Source organism: Streptomyces virginiae, assembly GCF_040638905.1.
Taxonomy (GTDB): domain Bacteria; phylum Actinomycetota; class Actinomycetes; order Streptomycetales; family Streptomycetaceae; genus Streptomyces; species Streptomyces virginiae_B.
This window is the reverse complement of the sequence record NZ_JBEZYV010000031.1, coordinates 50515-67071: the sequence shown is the minus strand read 5'-3', so window position 1 is coordinate 67071 and position 16557 is coordinate 50515. Positions and strand designations below refer to the sequence as shown.

The following is a 16557-nucleotide window of genomic DNA, read 5'->3' as shown; positions in this document are numbered from 1 at the left end:
TCGTATGCATATATACGGAGCAACGCACCCGGACCGGAGCGTAAAGAAGTCAGGGAGTCGAGCCGGTCGCCGGAGCCGGACGCTCCGGCAGCGCCACCGTCGCCTGGATGACCTCCTCCGGGCAGGGCGTGCCGCGCGGCAGCTGGTACTTCGCCGCCACCCGGTACTCCCCCGGCGCCGGAACCAGCAGCTCCGTCCACACGTCGCCCTCGCCGTCCGGCAGCGCCTTGAACAGGCACCCGGCGGTGTTCGCGAACTGCTTGGGCACGGCCCCCCGCGCCTTCGAATCCGCGGTCTCCTGCGGCGGCGGCACCGGCTTGCCCGCCCCGTCCACCAGCCCCAGCCACGGCGAGTGCGGGATCCGCACCAGCACCCGGCCGGCCCGCTTCGCATCGATGACCAGCTGGTCGGCGCCCGCCCGCACCACGGTCGCGGGCCCCGCCACCAGGTTCGTCGGATCGTCGACCTTGAACAGCTGCCAGTTCGCGTCGCCCCACACCTGCTGGAGGTACGGGAGCCCCGCCCGCACCAGCTTCGCCTCGTCCTCGCCGCCCGAATCGGGTTTGTCGGCCGGCAGCACCACGTAGTGCACGGCCCAGCGCTCCAGCCAGGCCCGGTAGCTGTCGGCGGTGAGCGTGTCGTCGTAGAAGAGCGGGTTGCGCTCCAGGTCGGCCTGCCGGTTCCAGCCGCGCGCGAGGTTCACGTACGAGGGAAAGGCCGAGGACTCGCGGTGGCTGCTGACGGGGACCACCTCGACCCGGCCGCGGTCGGCGCCCGCCTTCTGCAGCTGGTCCACGAGCGGGGCCAGCTCCCGGTTCCATGCGGCCACCGGCGTGGTGCGGACGATGTCCGTGATGCTGTTGGTGGTGATCCAGGCGTTCAGGCCGACGCACGCGAGCAGCACCCCGTACCAGCGCCGCGAGCGCGGGACCTCGTACGGGAGCGCCGCGAGCAGCACGGCGCCGCCGAACAGCATCACCATCCTGGTGACGTTCGAGCCGATCTGGGAGTCGATCACCCAGGTCAGGAAGACCCCGAGGGCGTAGACCGCGGCGGCGATCCGCACCGTCTTCCAGCGCCGCGGCACGAGGAAGAAGATCAGCAGCCCGAACACGAACGGCAGTCCAGCCGAACCGATCTTCATCGGCTGCGTTCCGGAGAACGGGAAGAGCCAGGCCGACAGGCCGACCACCGCCACCGGGGCCAGCCCCAGCGCGTACGCACCCGGGCGCCGCCGGCTGAGGAACAGCGCGGCCGCGATCACCCCGAGGAAGAGGCCCGCGACGGGGCTGGCGGCGGTCGCGAGCCCGGCGAGCGGGGCCGCCACCGCGGCCTTGGCCCAGCGGCGGTGCGCCCATTTGCGGGGCCAGCAGAAGACCGCCGCGACCGCGCCGAGGGCGAACATCGCGCCGAGCCCGAAGGTGACCCGGCCCGAGAGCGCGTTGCAGAACAGCCCGTACGCCCCGGCCAGGGCGGGCCACACCGGCTCCCGCACGGCCCCGCGGCAGCGGGTCAGGATCAGGGCGAACAGCCCGGCCGAGACGGTGCCCGCGATCATCATCGTGGTCCGCACGCCGAGCATGTGCATGAGGTACGGCGAGACCACGCTGTACGAGACGGGGTGCATGCCGCCGTACCAGGCGAGGTTGTACGCCGAGTCGGGATGCCGGCCCACGAACTCGGCCCAGGCGTCCTGCGCGGCGAGGTCGCCGCCGCTGTTGGCGAAGGTGAAGAACCAGACGACGTGCAGGACGGCGGCAACCAGGGTGGCGACGGCCACCGGGTGCCGGCGGAGCGGGTCGAGGGCGCGGGTGCGCCGCCGGGGCCGCTCCTGCAGCTCCTGCTGCCCTTGCGGCTCCGGCTGTCCCTGCGGCTCCTGCTGCCCTTGCGGCTCGTGCGGGCCCTGTGCCCCCGGCCGCGGCGGCAGGGCGCCGGCGCCACGGCCCGGGCCGCCGCCGTCGGCCGACGGGATGGCTGCCTGGCGCCGGCCCTGCTGCTCAGCGGTGGTCACTGCCGCACTCCCCACACATGGATCCGCACCGGCACGCATCTCCGCGTACCGGGTCCACCCTGTCGTCCCTGTAGCTGTAGTCCCTGCCGTCAAAGTCTCGCCGAGCCCGCCCCCCGGCGCCCGGCACGCACGTTGCGGACACTCGCTAGACGCGCACCGGCGCCCCGGGGTTGCCCGGGGCGCCGGATCAGTGCTCTCACCGACGGCCGTGTCGGCCGATCGGCGTCAGCCGATGCGCGTCAGCTTGCTGCCGATGCCCGGCGAGGCCAGGTCGCTCTGCAGCGCCACCGGCACCTTGACCTGGCTGGCGCCCTCGCCCACGGTCAGCAGGCCGACCTCGGTGCCTGCCTTCGCGGTCTGCGGCATCTTGCCACCGCCGTCCGCGAGCTTCACGTCCACTGTCAGCGAGGCCCACCCGATCGCCTGCACGTCGGCGGTGGCGACGACCGGCGTCCGGCCGCCGAGCCCGTCGTCGACGTACCCCACGACCTGGCCCTTCTTCACGACGACCGCGCCGTCGAGGGCCTTCTGCGTGGCGGTCATCAGCTGCTTGCTCGCGGCGAGCACGGTGTCGATGATCGACGGCTTGTGCTGGCCGAGGACGGCTCCGACGATCAGCTGATTGGTGTTGCCGATCTTCTTCTGCGCGGCGAAGAGGAGGTTTCCGCCCGCCTTGGTCGTCGTACCGGTCTTGATGCCGAGCGCCCCGCTCGGTCCGGTCAGGCCGTTCCAGTTGCGCCAGCTCTTGCCGGACGGGTCGACCCAGTTCGGCTTCTTGGTGATGTCGAGCAGCGTCTCGATCTCCACCAGCTTCAGGCCCAGCTTCACCTGGTCCTCGGCGGTGCTGACCGTGGTCGCGTCCAGACCCGAGGGGTCCGTGTACGTGGTGTTGGTCATGCCGAGTTCCTTGGCGGTGTCGTTCATCTTCTTGACGAACGCCTCCTGGGAACCGGAGTCCCAGCGCGCGAGCAGCCGCGCGATGTTGTTGGCCGAGGGGATCATGAGGGCGGCGATCGCGTCGTACTCGGAGATCTTGTCGCCCTCCTTGACCGTGTCGAGGGTGGACTCGTTGTCGGTGGAGTTGTTCTTCTTGCCCTCGGTCTCGGCCGTCTTGTCGACGTCGATCATCGCGCCCTGCTCACCCTTCTTTATCGGGTGGTCGCGCAGGATGATGTACGCCGTCATCGACTTGGTGACGCTCGCGATCGGCACCGGCTTCTGCTCGCCGGACTGGCCGAGCGTGCCGAGGCCGGCGGCCGCCATGTAGGCCTGCCCCTCGGTGGGCCAGGGCAGCTGCGGCATGGCGCCCTCGAAGGTGTACGAGGACTTCGCGGTCATCACGAGCTTCGGCTCGGGCAGCGGGCGTACCAGCTGCACGACGGCCAGGATGACCGCCAGGAGCACGACGAGCGGCGCGTAGATCTTGACCCGGCGGACGGCGGTGCGCAGGGGGCTCGGCGGCGGGGGCGGGTTGTTCGTGAGGTCCGCCAGCATGTCGAGCGGAGGCTTGGGCGGCAGCGGCTGCTGGGTGGTCCGCTCGCTCCGGTCGCTGTGGTCGAGCCGCTCGGTGGTGGTCGCCGCGGAGCCCGGTGCGGACGGGGCGGGCGGGGCGGGCGGGGTGGACGGAACCGGAGCCTTCGGCGCACCGCCGTCGGCGCGCAGCGGCACGAAGGTACTGGCCTTGGGCGCGTCGGGCTTGGGCGCGTCGGGCCGCAGCGCCTCCGGCTTCGGGGCGCGGAAGACGGCGGTCCGCTCGCTGTCGGCGGCCTCGTCGGCCGGAGCGGAAGGGGAAGTGGAAGCGGGACCGGGAGCGGGATCGGAGACCGGCCTCGCGGCGGGGGGCTTCGGCTTCTGCTTCTGCCCGCCATCGGGCTTCAGCGCATCCACCTTCGGCACCCGGAACACGGCGGTGCGCTCGCTGTCCGCCGCCTGCCCCTTCGGCTCGCCGGAACCGTTCCCGGCGCCTTCGCCGGTCTCCGGCTTCACAGCACGGAAGACGGCGGTGCGCTCGCTGTCCGCGGGTTCATCGTCAGCAGGCTTCGAGGGCGCGGCCGGGGCCGGCCCCTTCGGCAGCCGCACGCCTGCGGACTTCGCCCCGCCGGAGCCGGTCCCTGCGGAGCCGGTCCCTGCGGAGCCGGTCCCTGCGGAGGCGGGCTTCACGGCACGGAACACGGCCGTGCGCTCACTGTCCGCCGACTCGGCGTCCGAAGCCGCGGGCTTCGACTCGCCCCCACCCGCGCCGCCGATGCGGTCGGTGTCCGCGGCAGCGGGCCTCACCTCACCGGAAGCGGAACCGGACCCGCGGGACCCGGCGGAACGCCCGGCGCCCTCGCCCGACGTCCTACCCGCCTCGGCGGAGCCGCTGCGGTCGGTGTCCCCGGCCTCGGGCTTCGCCTCACCGGAAGCGGAACCACCCTCGCGGGACGCGGCGGAACGCCCGGCGCCGTCGCCCGACGCCCTGCCCGCCTCAGCAGAGCCAGTGCGGGCGGTGTCCGCAGCCCCGGACTTCGACGCGCCGAAAACGGAACCGCCCGCAGGGGACGCAGCGGAACGCCCGGCACCGTCGCCCGACGTCCTACCCGCCTCGGCGGAGCCGCTGCGGTCGGTGTCCCCGGGATCAGGCTTCGCCTCGCGGGACGCAGCGGAACGCCCGGCGTCGCCGCCCGACGCCCTGCCCGCCTCGGCAGAGCCGCTGCGGTCAGTGCCCCCGGCTTCAGCCTTCGCCTCACCGGAAGCGGAACCACCCGCGCGGGACGTATCGGAACGCCCGGCACCGTCGCCCGACGACCTGCCCGCCTCAGCGGAGCCACTGCGGGCGGTGTCCCCGGCCTCAGGCTTCGACGCGGCGGAACGTGCGTCGGTCTTGTCCGACGACCTGTCCGCGCCGACGGAGCCGAGGCGCTCGCCGGCCGCAGCCGCAGGCTTCGGCTCACCGGAAGCGGAACCGGCCGCGCCAGACGCAGCGGTGCGCTCGCTGTCCGCCGGCCCGCCGGAGCCGGGCTTCGGCCCGCCGGAAGACGGACCCTCGGTGGCCTCCTCCGTGGTGGCGACCCATGCCGCCACCGCCTCGCGCAGCGCATCCCGCCCGCCGGACTCGGCATCGGCGGCGGCGCCGGACTCGGCATCGACCGCGTCGCCGCCGCCGGCCTCGGCATCCGCCTCGGCACCGCTTTCGCCCTTACGGGCGACCCCGGCACCGTCCGCGGATTCCCTCGGCCGGAACACCGAGAGCCTCGGGTCGCGCTCCGCGGACGACTCCGCCGCCGCCCCCGGCGTTCCTTCATCTACCGACTTGTCGGGGGACTCGCCCGCCACCGCTCCTCCTCATCGCCGCCACGTTCGGCTGTCCGAATGTCTAACAGTGTCCCGTCTAGGGAGCATCGCCCCCGTGCCAGACGAGAACGACATAGCTGCGGGTTCCCCCACAAAGCGGCCACGCGCTCTCGACAGATGAATGTGAGAGGCGTCACCCTGTCACTCATCCACGCGGGGAGGCATGGATGGGCAGGAGCCGCAGAACAATTCCGGAGGAGCTTCTGCTGCTCGCCTTGGACCCGGCCACGGGTACCACGGCGCAGCCGCAGTCGCTCGACCTCGGCCTGGCCGGGGCACAGCTAGTGGAGCTGGCTCTGGCAGGACGGATAGCCCCTGATGGGGATCGTATCGCCGTGGTGATGCCACGGCCGACAGGAGATCCGACTCTGGACTCCGCACTGGAACTGCTGCGCAGGCGCGGCAGCCCGGTACGGGCCGTCCACTGGATCGGCGGACCCCGGCTGGGGCTTCGTCAGATTTACCTCGCGCACCTGGAGCGCTGCGGCATGGTCCATGCCGTTGCGGGACAGATGTGCGGGGTGTTGCCGACGACTCGCTACCAGGCGACGGACACGGAGATCAGCCGGGAGATCCGAGCCCGGCTCGACAGTGCGATCCGCACCGGCGTACCGCCGGACCCGCGGACCGCGGCGCTCGCCGCGCTGGCCCACGCGGTCGGACTCGGCAAGCACCTGTACCCCGGCAACGAGGGGCGCTCGTCCAGGTCCCGGCTGCGGGACCTGATCAGGCACGACCCGATGGGCGGACTCGTGGCGCACGCCGTGATGGACGTCCAGAACGGTGTGGCCGCACAGCCACGCCGGGACCGGCCACCGGCACCGCAGGCCCGGCCCACGGCGGGCGGCATGCCGCTGCAGCCGCGCCGCACGGGTGCGATGGCCCGCGCGGCCGCGCACTGAACCACCCCCGGTGCGGCCCGGACAGATTCCCGGGTCCCCCGTTCCACCGCTCCATCGCAGCACCGCAGCACCGCAGCACCGATCCACCGCTCCACCACAGCACCGCTGCACCGAGCCGCCAGCGCGCGGGGTGGCGGAGCCGGTCCGCCGGCTCCGCCACCCCGCGCGTCTGTGTTTCCCTGCCGTTCCCCAGCGGCGCCGCCCGCTTCGGTGGCAGTCTGCTGAACATCAGCCACGCAGAGAGACAGCTGCACGACAGAAGAAGGCGGAGGTGCCGTTCACGTGGCGTCCAATGTCAATCCCACCGTCCGACGCCGCCGACTGGGCATGGAGCTGCGCAAGCTCCGCGAGGACAAGGGCATGACGGCCGAACAGGTCGCCGAACGCCTCCTCGTCTCCCAGTCGAAGATCAGCCGACTGGAGAACGGCCGCCGTTCCATCAGCCAGCGCGACGTCCGCGACCTGTGCGACGTGTACGAGGTCGAGGACCGCCGGCTCATCGACTCCCTCATGCAGATGGCGAAGGACTCCCGCCAGCAGGGCTGGTGGCACGCCTTCGGCGACATCCCGTACAGCGTCTACATCGGGCTGGAGACGGACGCCGCCAGCCTGCGCACGTACGAGCCCCTCGTGATCCCCGGGCTGCTCCAGACCACGGAGTACGCCCAGGCCCTCGTCCGCGGCGCGTGGCCGGAGACCGCCCCGGCCGACGTGGACAAGCGCGTCCAGGTCCGGATGCACCGCCAGAAGCGGCTCTCCGAGACCGAGAACAACAACCCGGACCTCGGCCCGCTGCGCCTGTGGGCGGTCATCGACGAGGCGGCGCTGCGCCGGCACGTGGGCGACGTCCAACTGATGATCCGACAGCTGGAGTACTTGATAGAGCAGTCGGAGCAGCCGCACGTCACGGTGCAGGTGATGCCCTTCGAGCTGGGCGCGCACCCCGGCGTGAACGGCCAGTACGCGATCCTGGAGTTCCCGGACGCGTCCGACTCGACGGTCGTCTACATCGAGGGCGTGACGAGCGACCTGTATCTGGAGAAGGCCAACGACGTCCAGAAGTACAGCGTGATGTACGAGCACCTGCGCGCCCAGGCCCTGGGCGTCGACCAGACACGTGAGTTCATCCTGGGAATCATCAACGAATATGCGGACAAAGGAGAATAGCGCCTGTGGCATCCGGTGCGGGCGGGCGCGGGGGCGGCACCGTACACCGTCGATCCCCGGCCACAGAAGGCTTGAATGGAATATGCCACTCGGTCGGGTGAATGCTTCCTTCACCCGTCAAGAGCTGCGGGTAGCGTCGATCACGTCAGCCGGAAATGGCCGACAAGACACCGGAACTACTCGCTCACCGGAGAGAAACATGGCTATTCGCCAGGGCGCCAACGACAACTGGGTCAAGTCCTCCTACTCCGCCAACGGCGCCTGCGTCGAGGTCAAGTCCCCCGTCATGGAGGCGATCGCCGTACGCGACTCGAAGGTGCAGGACGGCCCGTCCCTCACCTTCGCGCCCGGCTCGTGGACCTCCTTCGTCACCGATGTCACCGAAGGCCGGCTGGGACGCCTCGCCTGAAGATCACGACGCGTCCCGACCGTCCCGACTGGAGCCCTCTCGACCGGTCCGCCGTCTTGGCCGAGGGGGCTCGGCCATGCCCGCCTCCGACCGACGGCACGGCCGGCGGGTCAGCCGGTCAGCCGTCCGCTCGGTCAGCCGGTCAGCCGGTCGGTCGGTCGCCCAGTCAGCGCAGCTGGTCGACGTAACGGTCCGTCCCCGGCACCGTCGGGATGAACGGAGCCACGAGCTCCACCCGCCCCAGGCCCGCCTCCGCGACCTCCGCGTCCAGCCCCTGGAAGCGGTCCCAGCAGGCCCGGGGGTCCTCCTCCAGGAACCACAGCAGCGTCAGGCGCGTGTCGACCCCCTCCACCTGCTTGACGTACGTCATCCGGTCACCTGGCAGCGGTGTCGGCCGGAAGGCGGTCACCATCGCCGCCGGGGAGCCGTGCAGCCGCTTCGGCAGGGCGCGTGAGCGCAGCCATTCCAGCAACTCTCCCCGCTGCCCGGGCCCGTCGGCGTCGACCACCTGCACCACCAGCCCGGCGTAAGGATGGTCGAGCGCGTGGTAGTCCCGCGGGCCGGCGGCGCCGTCGCGGTAGACGGTGGCCGCGTGGTCCTGGAAGGCCGTGAAGACGTGGGTCCGGTCCTGGTAGACGCGGCCGTCGTGGTTGAGCCGCTTGTTGATGCCGACGGTCCACTTCATGTGCTCGTCGTAGCGGCCCTCGGTGACCCAGTACGTCGATATGTAGCAGCCGGCGGTGACGGGCTGGGCGACGGCCGACTTCTCGGGGTAGCGCAGTTCCTGGAGCTCGCGGGTGGCCACCCAGCGGCGGCCCGCGTACATCCAGGGCATGGCCATGGCACCGGCGTAGTAGTGGTCGTCCTCGTACCAGCGGTTGTACGCGTACTCGTGGCCCGGGTGCGGCTCCACCATGGTGATCAGCGCATGGCCGGGGCGGACGCCGTAGGGGCCGACGGCCGCCAGCGCGGCGTAGTCGTCGACGCGGGTGCCGGTGTCCTGCTGCGGGTCCTGCTCTGCTGTCGTCATGGGAACGGTCTAACTGATGTGACGTCAGATCGGGAGAGGGCGGGGCGAGTCGGGGAGAGCCAAGCCCGGGTGTCCGCCTCGTGATATATCCATGCCCTCTACAAGTTTCTGTCGCTACGATGCGCGCACCCGTCTCCCCGAGGAGCTCCCGTGCCCGCTGTCGCCGCCGTCACCGCCGCCGTCACCGCCGCCGTCAACGCCGCCGTCAACGCCGCCGTCACCCCCGCCGCCGCACCGCCCGCGTTCGCCGCCCGCGCCACCTCGGTCGAGGGCTCCCCCGTACGCGAGATCCTCGCGCTCACGCAGCGGCCCGGGATCATCTCCTTTGCCGGCGGCCTCCCCGCGCCCGAGCTCTTCGACACCGAGGGCCTGCGCGCCGCGTACGACGCCGCCTTCGCGCTGTCGGCGCGCCGCGCGCTGCAGTACTCGACCACCGAGGGCGCGCCGGAGCTGCGCGCCGCGGTCGCGGCGCGGGCCACGGCGCGCGGGCTGCCGACCGGCGCGGACGACGTACTCGTCACTACCGGCTCCCAGCAGGCCCTCACCCTCATCGCCGCGGCCCTGATCGAGCCGGGCGACGTGGTGCTGGTCGAGAACCCCACCTACCTCGCCGCGCTCCAGTGCTTCGGCCTGGCGGGGGCGCGGGTGGTGGCCGTCCCCTGCGACGACGAGGGCGTGCTGCCGGACGCCCTGGCGGAACTCGTCGCGCGGGAGCGGCCGAAGCTGCTCTACACGGTCCCCACCTTCCAGAACCCGACGGGGCGCACGCTGCCGGCCGCCCGCCGTGCGGCGGTCGCCGAGGTGGCGGCCCGCCTCGGTCTGTGGCTGGTGGAGGACGACCCGTACGGGGACCTGCGCTACGAGGGCGACGACCTCCCGTGGCTCGCCGCCCACCCGGGCGCGCAGGACCGCACGGCCCTGCTGGGCAGCTTCTCGAAGATCATGGCGCCGGGGCTGCGGCTGGGCTGGCTGCGTGCGCCGGCGGCGCTCCTACGGGCCGCGGTGGTCGCGAAGCAGGCGGCGGACCTGCACACCTCCACGGTCGACCAGCTGGCTGCGGCGCACTACCTCGCGACGGTGGACCTGGACGCGCACATAGCCACCGTGCGCGGCGCGTACCGCGAGCGGCGCGACGCCCTGCAGGACGCCCTGAGCCGGACCTTGTCGGCGGACTGCGACTGCAACCTGCCCGAGGGCGGCATGTTCGTGTGGGCCCGGCTCCCGGAGGACCACGACGCGACGGCCCTGCTGAGCACGGCCGTGGCGCACGGCGTCGCCTTCGTCCCGGGCGCCCCGTTCTACACGGGCGCCCCGGATCCCCGCACGCTGCGCCTGTCCTTCACCACGCACACCCCGCGGGAGATCACCGAGGGGGTCGGCCGGCTCGGCGCGGCGCTGGCGGAGTACGGCGACGTCGACCCGCGCCGGGTCACGGCGGTCAGTGCTGGAGTGCGACCTTGAGCAGCACGATGACCAGTCCGAGGAGGAGGTTGACCACACCGGCGACCGCCATCAGGCGGCGCGAGGCGCCCGCGCGTTGGGCGGCCACGGTGGCCCAGCCGACCTGACCGGCCAGGGCGACCAGCAGGGCCAGCCACACGATGCCCTGCGGCCCCAGGTCGAACAGCGGGGTGACGGCCACGGCGACGGCCGGCGGGACGGCCGCCTCGATGATCGGGCGCTCCTCCCGGGCGGTGCGTCGGACCACGCTCCAGCTGAGCCGGCCCGCCAGGCGGGCGCCGAAGTGGCGGGCGAAGACGTGGGCGGCCCAGAAGACGACTGCGGTGCCCAGCAGCAGCACGATGAGCTGCAGCCGGGGGTACGAGCCGAGCGTCCCGGCGCCGACGACGACGGAGGCTGCGAGCAGCGAGCCGTAGACGGCGCCCGCGTAGTCGCCGCGGATCTTCTCCGAAGCGCCTGGCGAAGCGCCTGGCGAAGCGCTTTCGCCAGCACCTTCCGAGGCTTCGTACGAAGCCTCCTCCAGGGCCCGCTCCGGGCGGGGCTCCCGGCCGCGCTCCGGACCGGGCTCCGAACCGGGCTCCGAACCGGGCTCCGGACCGGGCTCCGGACGGCCGCCGACCGGGGCCACTACGACGCGGCCCCGGGCCGCGAGGTGGCGGTGGGCCACTTGAGCTCGATCTCCATCTCGATCTCCCCGTCGCCGACCTCGACCTCGATCTCGGTACGGAGTTCGTCGGGGACCCGCAGGCTCATCGTGCCGGGGCCGAGTTCCAGTTCGGCGTTGCCGCCGTGCCGCAGCGCCTCCGCGAGGGCGGAGAGCTGATCGGCGGCCTCGAGGCGTGAAAGGGAACTCTTCTGCTCGAACTTGAGGTCTTTCACGGCTGTCTCCTATCCGCCACGACCAGCGGGAACAGCGGGATCACCAGGTAAGGCTCATTGTGACGCCGTGGCGGGGGCCGGGCATCCCGGGGCGCTCCTGCGGGCGTGTGCAGTCACTGCGGCCGCGTCCGGTCGAAGGCCAGCGCGAGGACGTGGCGCCACCGCATCGGCGGACCGGCCGCCGGAGCGCCCGGACGTTCCCTCGGCACCAGTACGCGCAGGGCGCCCGGGCGGATGGAGCAGGTGACGGGCGTGGGCATCGTCAGGCCCTCGCCGTCGACGGCGACCGGGATGCTCTCCGCATCCGACCCGATGACGACCTGCCGGGAGGTCAGGACGTGCAGACCCGCCGCCCGTGCGCCGCGCAGCGCCACGTCGGCCGCCTGCGCGGCGTTGTTCACCCGGATGCCGACGACGCCCAGTACGCCGAGGTCGAGGCGGGCCCGGCGGGCGCCGACGGCCATCGGTTCGGGGGACGAGTAGGGGTTGTTGCTGATCAGCAGCGCCTGCTGGGCTTCCAGGCGCATCTCGTCGGTCGCCGCTTCGAGGGTGCGGCCGGCGTACCCGAGCAGCAGGTCGGGCAGTGCGTTCAGCGCCGAGTCCGCCTTGGCGTCCCGGTACTCCGGGCGCTGCACGACCTCCGCGTAGACGCCGAAGGAGGCCGTGTTCACGAAGGCGCGGCCCCCTACGAAACCGAGGTCGACCCTGAGCTCCTCGCCGTCCGCCAGCGCGTCCAGGCACCGGGCCGGGTCCTCGCGGTCCAGGCCGAGGTCCATGGCGAAGTGGTTCCTCGTACCGGCGCAGACCACCAGGAACGGCAGCCCGTGCTCGGCCGCCACCTCGGCCACCCGGGCCTGGGTGCCGTCGCCGCCCGCCACCCCGAGCAGGTCCGCCCCCTCGGCCACCGCCCGGCGGGCGACGGCGGCGACGTCGGTCACGGCCTCCGGGTCCAGCAGCACCACCCGGGCGCCCAGCGCCTCGCCCTTCTCGACGAGGCCGAAACGGCCGACCTTCCCGCCGCCGGACTTCGGGTTCATGATCAGCACGGGGTGCCGGGGGCGTTCGGCGGCGACCGCCCGCATGCCGGCGGGTGGCCGGGCGGCGCGCAGCGCCGTCCGCGCGCACACCACGGCGGCCGCCCACACCACGATGGCGGCCAGCGCCGTCGGCCACAGGTCGGCGCGGGCATAGATGACGAGGACGGCCACCGGCGCGGCCACGGCCAGCGCGGCCCCGGCCAGCCGGACCGCTCCACGGTGGGCGACCACCCACCAGGTACCCATGGCGGTGAGCGCCGCGCTGGCCACGCCGACCACGACGACGACCAGCCCGCCGCCCGCGCCGGCCGCCACCAGCACCACCACCGCGCCCAGTGCACCGACCAGCGCCAGCAGAGCGAACAGCCGGGCGCGCGGCGGCACGCCGGCGGGGTGCGAGAGCGACATGGTCCTCACGTCCTCCGACCGGTCCCTGGCGCGGCGGATCGTCCCCACCAGGATGCGTTCCCATCCGATCATCCCCCGAACACCCACCCCCGGCCCGCCGGCGCAGCCACCGCCGCCCCCGCACATTGCTTGTTCCTTGACCGCGCTCGGGCGGATCGGCGGGGCCGGGGATCGACGGCGGCGCCGCGCCCGCCCCGGCGGGCTCCGGCGCTGCCCCCGCCACTCGGCGAAACCCCTTCACACCGCCGCACCCACGTCGTAGCCTGACGCACCGTCAGATATGCCCCGCCCGCCCTGGAGGTACGTCGTGCTGTTGCGAGGGAAGACCGTCATCGTCTCCGGCGTCGGGGCCGGGCTCGGGCACCAGGTGGCCGCCGCCGTCGTGCGGGACGGCGGAAACGCCGTGCTCGGGGCGCGGACCGAGGCGAACCTCGCCAAGTCCGCCGCCGAGATCGACCCCGAGGGCACCCACACCGCCCACCTGGCCACCGACATCGGCGACGAGGCGCAGTGCGAGGCCCTCGCCGCCCTCGCGCGGGAGCGGTTCGGGGGCGTCGACGCCGTCGTGCACGTCGCCGCCTGGGACTCGTACTTCGGAGGGCTGGAGGACGCCGACTTCGGGACCTGGCAGCAGATCATCGACGTCAACCTGCTCGGCACCCTGCGCATGACGCGGGCCTGCCTCCCCGCCCTCAAGGAGAACGGCGGGGCCGTCGTGATCGTCGGGACGCAGTCCGCCGTCGCCGCGCCCAACGAGGTCCAGCAGGCCGCCTACGCCGCCTCCAAGGGGGCCCTGACCTCCGCCATGTACTCCATGGCCCGCGAGCTCGGGCCCCACCGGATCCGCGTCAACACCGTGCTTCCCGGCTGGATGTGGGGCCCGCCCGTACAGGCCTTCGTCACCTTCACCGCCCACACCGAAGGCGTCCCCGAGGCCGAGGTGCACGCCCGCCTCACCGAGCGCATGGCCCTGCCCGAGCTCGCCACCGACGGGGACGTCGCCGACGCCGCCGTCTTCCTCGCCTCCGACCGCGCCCGGGCGATTACCGGCCAATCGTTGCTGGTCAACGCCGGTGAGCTGATGAGATGACCGACTCCACCGCCGCGTCCACGGATCGTATGCTCACCACATGACCACTCCGAGTGACGCTCCGACCGAAAACGCGATGCGCCGCGCGCTGCGACGGGCCCGAGACGGCGTCGCGCTCGACGCGGCCGAGGCGGCCGTACTCCTCCAGGCGCGCGGCGAGGCCCTCACCGACCTCGCCGCCTCCGCCGCTCGCGTCAGGGACGCCGGGCTCGCCGCCGCCGGGCGGCCCGGTGTCATCACGTACTCGCGCAAGGTCTTCATCCCCCTCACCCGCCTCTGCCGCGACAAGTGCCACTACTGCACCTTCGTCACCGTCCCCGGCAAGCTCCGCCGGGACGGACACGGCATGTACCTGTCCCCCGACGAGGTTCTCGACATCGCCCGCAAGGGTGCGGCGATGGGATGCAAGGAGGCCCTCTTCACCCTCGGCGACCGACCCGAGGACCGCTGGCCCGAGGCCCGCGAGTGGCTCGACGCGCACGGCTACGACGACACCCTCGCCTACGTCCGCGCCATGGCGATCCGCGTCCTGGAGGAGACGGGGCTGCTGCCGCACCTCAACCCCGGCGTCATGTCGTGGTCCGAACTCCAGCGCCTGAAGCCCGTCGCCCCGTCCATGGGCATGATGCTGGAGACCACCGCCACCCGCCTGTGGTCCGAGCCCGGCGGCCCCCACCACGGCTCCCCCGACAAGGATCCGGCGGTCCGGCTGCGGGTGCTGGAGGACGCGGGCCGCTCCAACGTCCCCTTCACCACCGGGGTGCTGATCGGGATCGGCGAGTCCTACGAGGAGCGGGCCGAGGCGTTCTTCGAGCTCCGGCGGATCCAGCGCAGCTACCACGGCATCCAGGAGGTCATCGTCCAGAACTTCCGCGCCAAGCCGGACACCGCCATGCGCGGCATGCCGGACGCGGAGCTGGAGGAGCTGGCCGCGGCCATCGCCGTCGCCCGCCACATCCTGGGCCCGAGCGCCCGCATCCAGGCCCCGCCGAACCTGGTGGACGCCGAGTACGCCCTGCTCATCGGCGCGGGCATCGACGACTGGGGCGGCGTCTCCCCGCTGACCCCCGACCACGTCAACCCCGAGCGCCCCTGGCCGCACATCGAGGAGCTGGCCGCGCGGACTGCGGCCGCCGGCTTCGAGCTGCGCGAGCGCCTCACGATCTACCCGGAGTTCCTCCAGCGCGGCGAGCCCTGGCTGGACCCGCGCCTGCTGCCGCACGTACGGGCGCTGGCCGACGCGGAGACCGGCCTGGCGGACGAGTCCGCGGCCGTCGTGGGCCGCCCCTGGCAGGAGCCCGACGAGGGCTTCGCCGCGTACGGGCGCACCGGCACCGGACGTACGGACCTGCACACCGCCATCGACACCGAGGGCCGCACCGCCGACCGGCGCGAGGACTTCGACCACGTCTACGGCGACTGGGAGGCCCTGCGCGAAGCGGCCGCGCCGGGAATGGTGCCCGAGCGCATCGACACCGACGTACGGGCCGCCCTGGCGCAGGCCGCCGACGACCCGGAGAAGCTCACCGACGCGCAGGCGCTCGCGCTGCTGCACGCGGACGGCCCGGCCCTCGACGCCCTGTGCCGGATCGCGGACGACCTGCGCAAGTCGGTCGTCGGCGAGGACGTCACCTACATCGTCACGCGGAACATCAACTTCACCAACGTCTGTTACACCGGCTGCCGTTTCTGCGCCTTCGCGCAGCGCCGTACGGACGCCGACGCCTACACCCTCTCCCTCGACCAGGTCGCCGACCGGGCCGCCCAGGCCTGGGACGTCGGCGCGGTCGAGGTGTGCATGCAGGGCGGCATCCACCCCGACCTGCCGGGGACCGCGTACTTCGACATCGCGCGGGCGGTCAAGCAGCGGGTGCCGGGCATGCACGTGCACGCCTTCTCGCCGATGGAGGTCGTCAACGGCGCGACCCGCACGGGCATGTCCGTACGGGACTGGCTGACGGCGGCCAAGGAGGCCGGCCTGGACTCGATCCCGGGGACGGCGGCGGAGATCCTGGACGACGAGGTGCGCTGGGTCCTGACCAAGGGCAAGCTGCCGACGGCGGACTGGATCGACGTGGTGAGCACCGCGCACGAGCTGGGGATCCGCTCCTCGTCCACGATGATGTACGGGCACGTGGACCAGCCCCGGCACTGGCTCGGCCACTTCCGCACGCTGGCGCGCATCCAGGAACGGACGGGCGGTTTCACGGAGTTCGTCACGCTCCCCTTCATCCACACCAACGCCCCCGTGTACCTGGCGGGCATCTCCCGGCCCGGCCCGACGGTCCGCGACAACCGCGCGGTGACGGCGATGGCCCGGCTGCTGCTGCACCCGCACATCCCCAACATCCAGACCAGTTGGGTGAAGCTGGGCAGCGAGGGCGCGGCGGAGATGCTCCGCTCCGGGGCGAACGACCTGGGCGGGACGCTGATGGAGGAGACCATCTCCCGGATGGCCGGGTCGAGTTACGGCTCGTACAAGTCGGTCCAGGACCTGGTGGCGGTCGCGGAGGCGGCGGGCCGTCCCGCGAAGCCCCGTACGACGCTGTACGGGGAGGTGCCGCAGGAGCGGCAGCAGGCGGCCCGCGCATCGGACGGGCACCTGCCGGAGCTGCTGCCGGTACTGGACTGAGCGCGGCGGAGGGGGCCCGTGGCGCGGGCCCCCTCCCCGCCGCCGGAGAACGGCGCATGATCCCGGTAGGTGAGTGGCAAAACGTGGCACCGGCCAGGTGGCGGCCGGAACTGTTCGCTTGGCGGACCGCCTCCGGATCCGATCGAACCTGTCCACTACAGTGCGGATTTCGTATGCTCGGCGGCCATCGGCCCGGGG

At 72.8% G+C, this 16557-nt stretch carries 12 protein-coding genes; 6 read left to right on the top strand and 6 right to left on the bottom strand.

The features are described 5' to 3' along the window. Nucleotides 1–49 precede the first annotated feature (49 nt). Both AB0F82_RS30525 and AB0F82_RS30520 read right to left on the bottom strand, forming a co-directional pair. Nucleotides 50–2011, bottom strand: a complete 1962-nt coding sequence (locus tag AB0F82_RS30525) for an MFS transporter (protein ID WP_436842192.1) — start codon at nt 2009–2011, stop codon at nt 50–52. A 225-nt stretch (nt 2012–2236) separates the two neighbouring features. Next, nucleotides 2237–4288, bottom strand: a complete 2052-nt coding sequence (locus AB0F82_RS30520) for a D-alanyl-D-alanine carboxypeptidase (protein ID WP_362633170.1) — start codon at nt 4286–4288, stop codon at nt 2237–2239. A 1223-nt stretch (nt 4289–5511) separates the two neighbouring features. On the opposite strand from AB0F82_RS30520, the gene AB0F82_RS30515 reads away from it, so the two are divergent. The 3 genes from AB0F82_RS30515 (at nt 5512) to AB0F82_RS30505 (ending at nt 7822) form a co-directional block, all read left to right on the top strand. Further along, complete coding sequence (locus AB0F82_RS30515; protein WP_356812715.1) at nt 5512–6246, top strand: GOLPH3/VPS74 family protein; 735 nt, start codon at nt 5512–5514, stop codon at nt 6244–6246. Nucleotides 6247–6528: 282 nt separating this feature from the next. Beyond that, nucleotides 6529–7413 (top strand): helix-turn-helix domain-containing protein, encoded by an 885-nt coding sequence (locus tag AB0F82_RS30510; RefSeq protein ID WP_356812716.1) that lies wholly within the window; start codon nt 6529–6531, stop codon nt 7411–7413. 199 nt (nt 7414–7612) lie between these two features. Continuing rightward, nucleotides 7613–7822, top strand: a complete 210-nt coding sequence (locus tag AB0F82_RS30505; RefSeq protein ID WP_030029643.1) for a DUF397 domain-containing protein — start codon at nt 7613–7615, stop codon at nt 7820–7822. A 166-nt stretch (nt 7823–7988) separates the two neighbouring features. On the opposite strand, the gene AB0F82_RS30500 is transcribed toward AB0F82_RS30505, so the two are convergent. Further along, complete coding sequence (locus AB0F82_RS30500) at nt 7989–8852, bottom strand: hypothetical protein (protein WP_362633165.1); 864 nt, start codon at nt 8850–8852, stop codon at nt 7989–7991. A 150-nt stretch (nt 8853–9002) separates the two neighbouring features. On the opposite strand from AB0F82_RS30500, the gene AB0F82_RS30495 reads away from it, so the two are divergent. Next, nucleotides 9003–10313, top strand: coding sequence for a PLP-dependent aminotransferase family protein (locus tag AB0F82_RS30495; protein WP_362633161.1), 1311 nt, complete (start codon nt 9003–9005; stop codon nt 10311–10313). Here AB0F82_RS30495 and AB0F82_RS30490 read toward each other — a convergent pair. The 3 genes from AB0F82_RS30490 to AB0F82_RS30480 all read right to left on the bottom strand — a co-directional run bounded on the left by AB0F82_RS30490 (nt 10291) and on the right by AB0F82_RS30480 (nt 12637). Next, nucleotides 10291–10755, bottom strand: a complete 465-nt coding sequence (locus tag AB0F82_RS30490) for a hypothetical protein (RefSeq protein ID WP_356812724.1) — start codon at nt 10753–10755, stop codon at nt 10291–10293. The two genes, AB0F82_RS30495 and AB0F82_RS30490, sit on opposite strands and share 23 nt — an antisense overlap. A 185-nt stretch (nt 10756–10940) precedes the next feature. Beyond that, on the bottom strand, nt 10941–11192 hold the full coding sequence (locus AB0F82_RS30485) for an amphi-Trp domain-containing protein (RefSeq protein WP_356812719.1): 252 nt from the start codon (nt 11190–11192) through the stop codon (nt 10941–10943). Between the two features lie 113 nt (nt 11193–11305). Beyond that, nucleotides 11306–12637 carry a diacylglycerol/lipid kinase family protein gene (locus AB0F82_RS30480; RefSeq protein WP_362633205.1) on the bottom strand — a complete coding sequence of 444 codons (1332 nt, stop codon included), beginning with the start codon at nt 12635–12637 and terminating at the stop codon, nt 11306–11308. A 280-nt stretch (nt 12638–12917) separates the two neighbouring features. On the opposite strand from AB0F82_RS30480, the gene AB0F82_RS30475 reads away from it, so the two are divergent. Both AB0F82_RS30475 and AB0F82_RS30470 read left to right on the top strand, forming a co-directional pair. Beyond that, the gene (locus tag AB0F82_RS30475; RefSeq protein WP_362633157.1) at nt 12918–13727 is read left to right on the top strand and encodes an SDR family oxidoreductase; all 810 of its coding nucleotides are present in this window, start codon (nt 12918–12920) and stop codon (nt 13725–13727) included. Nucleotides 13728–13767: 40 nt separating this feature from the next. Then, the gene (locus AB0F82_RS30470) at nt 13768–16359 is read left to right on the top strand and encodes a bifunctional FO biosynthesis protein CofGH (RefSeq protein ID WP_362633154.1); all 2592 of its coding nucleotides are present in this window, start codon (nt 13768–13770) and stop codon (nt 16357–16359) included. Nucleotides 16360–16557 lie beyond the last annotated feature (198 nt).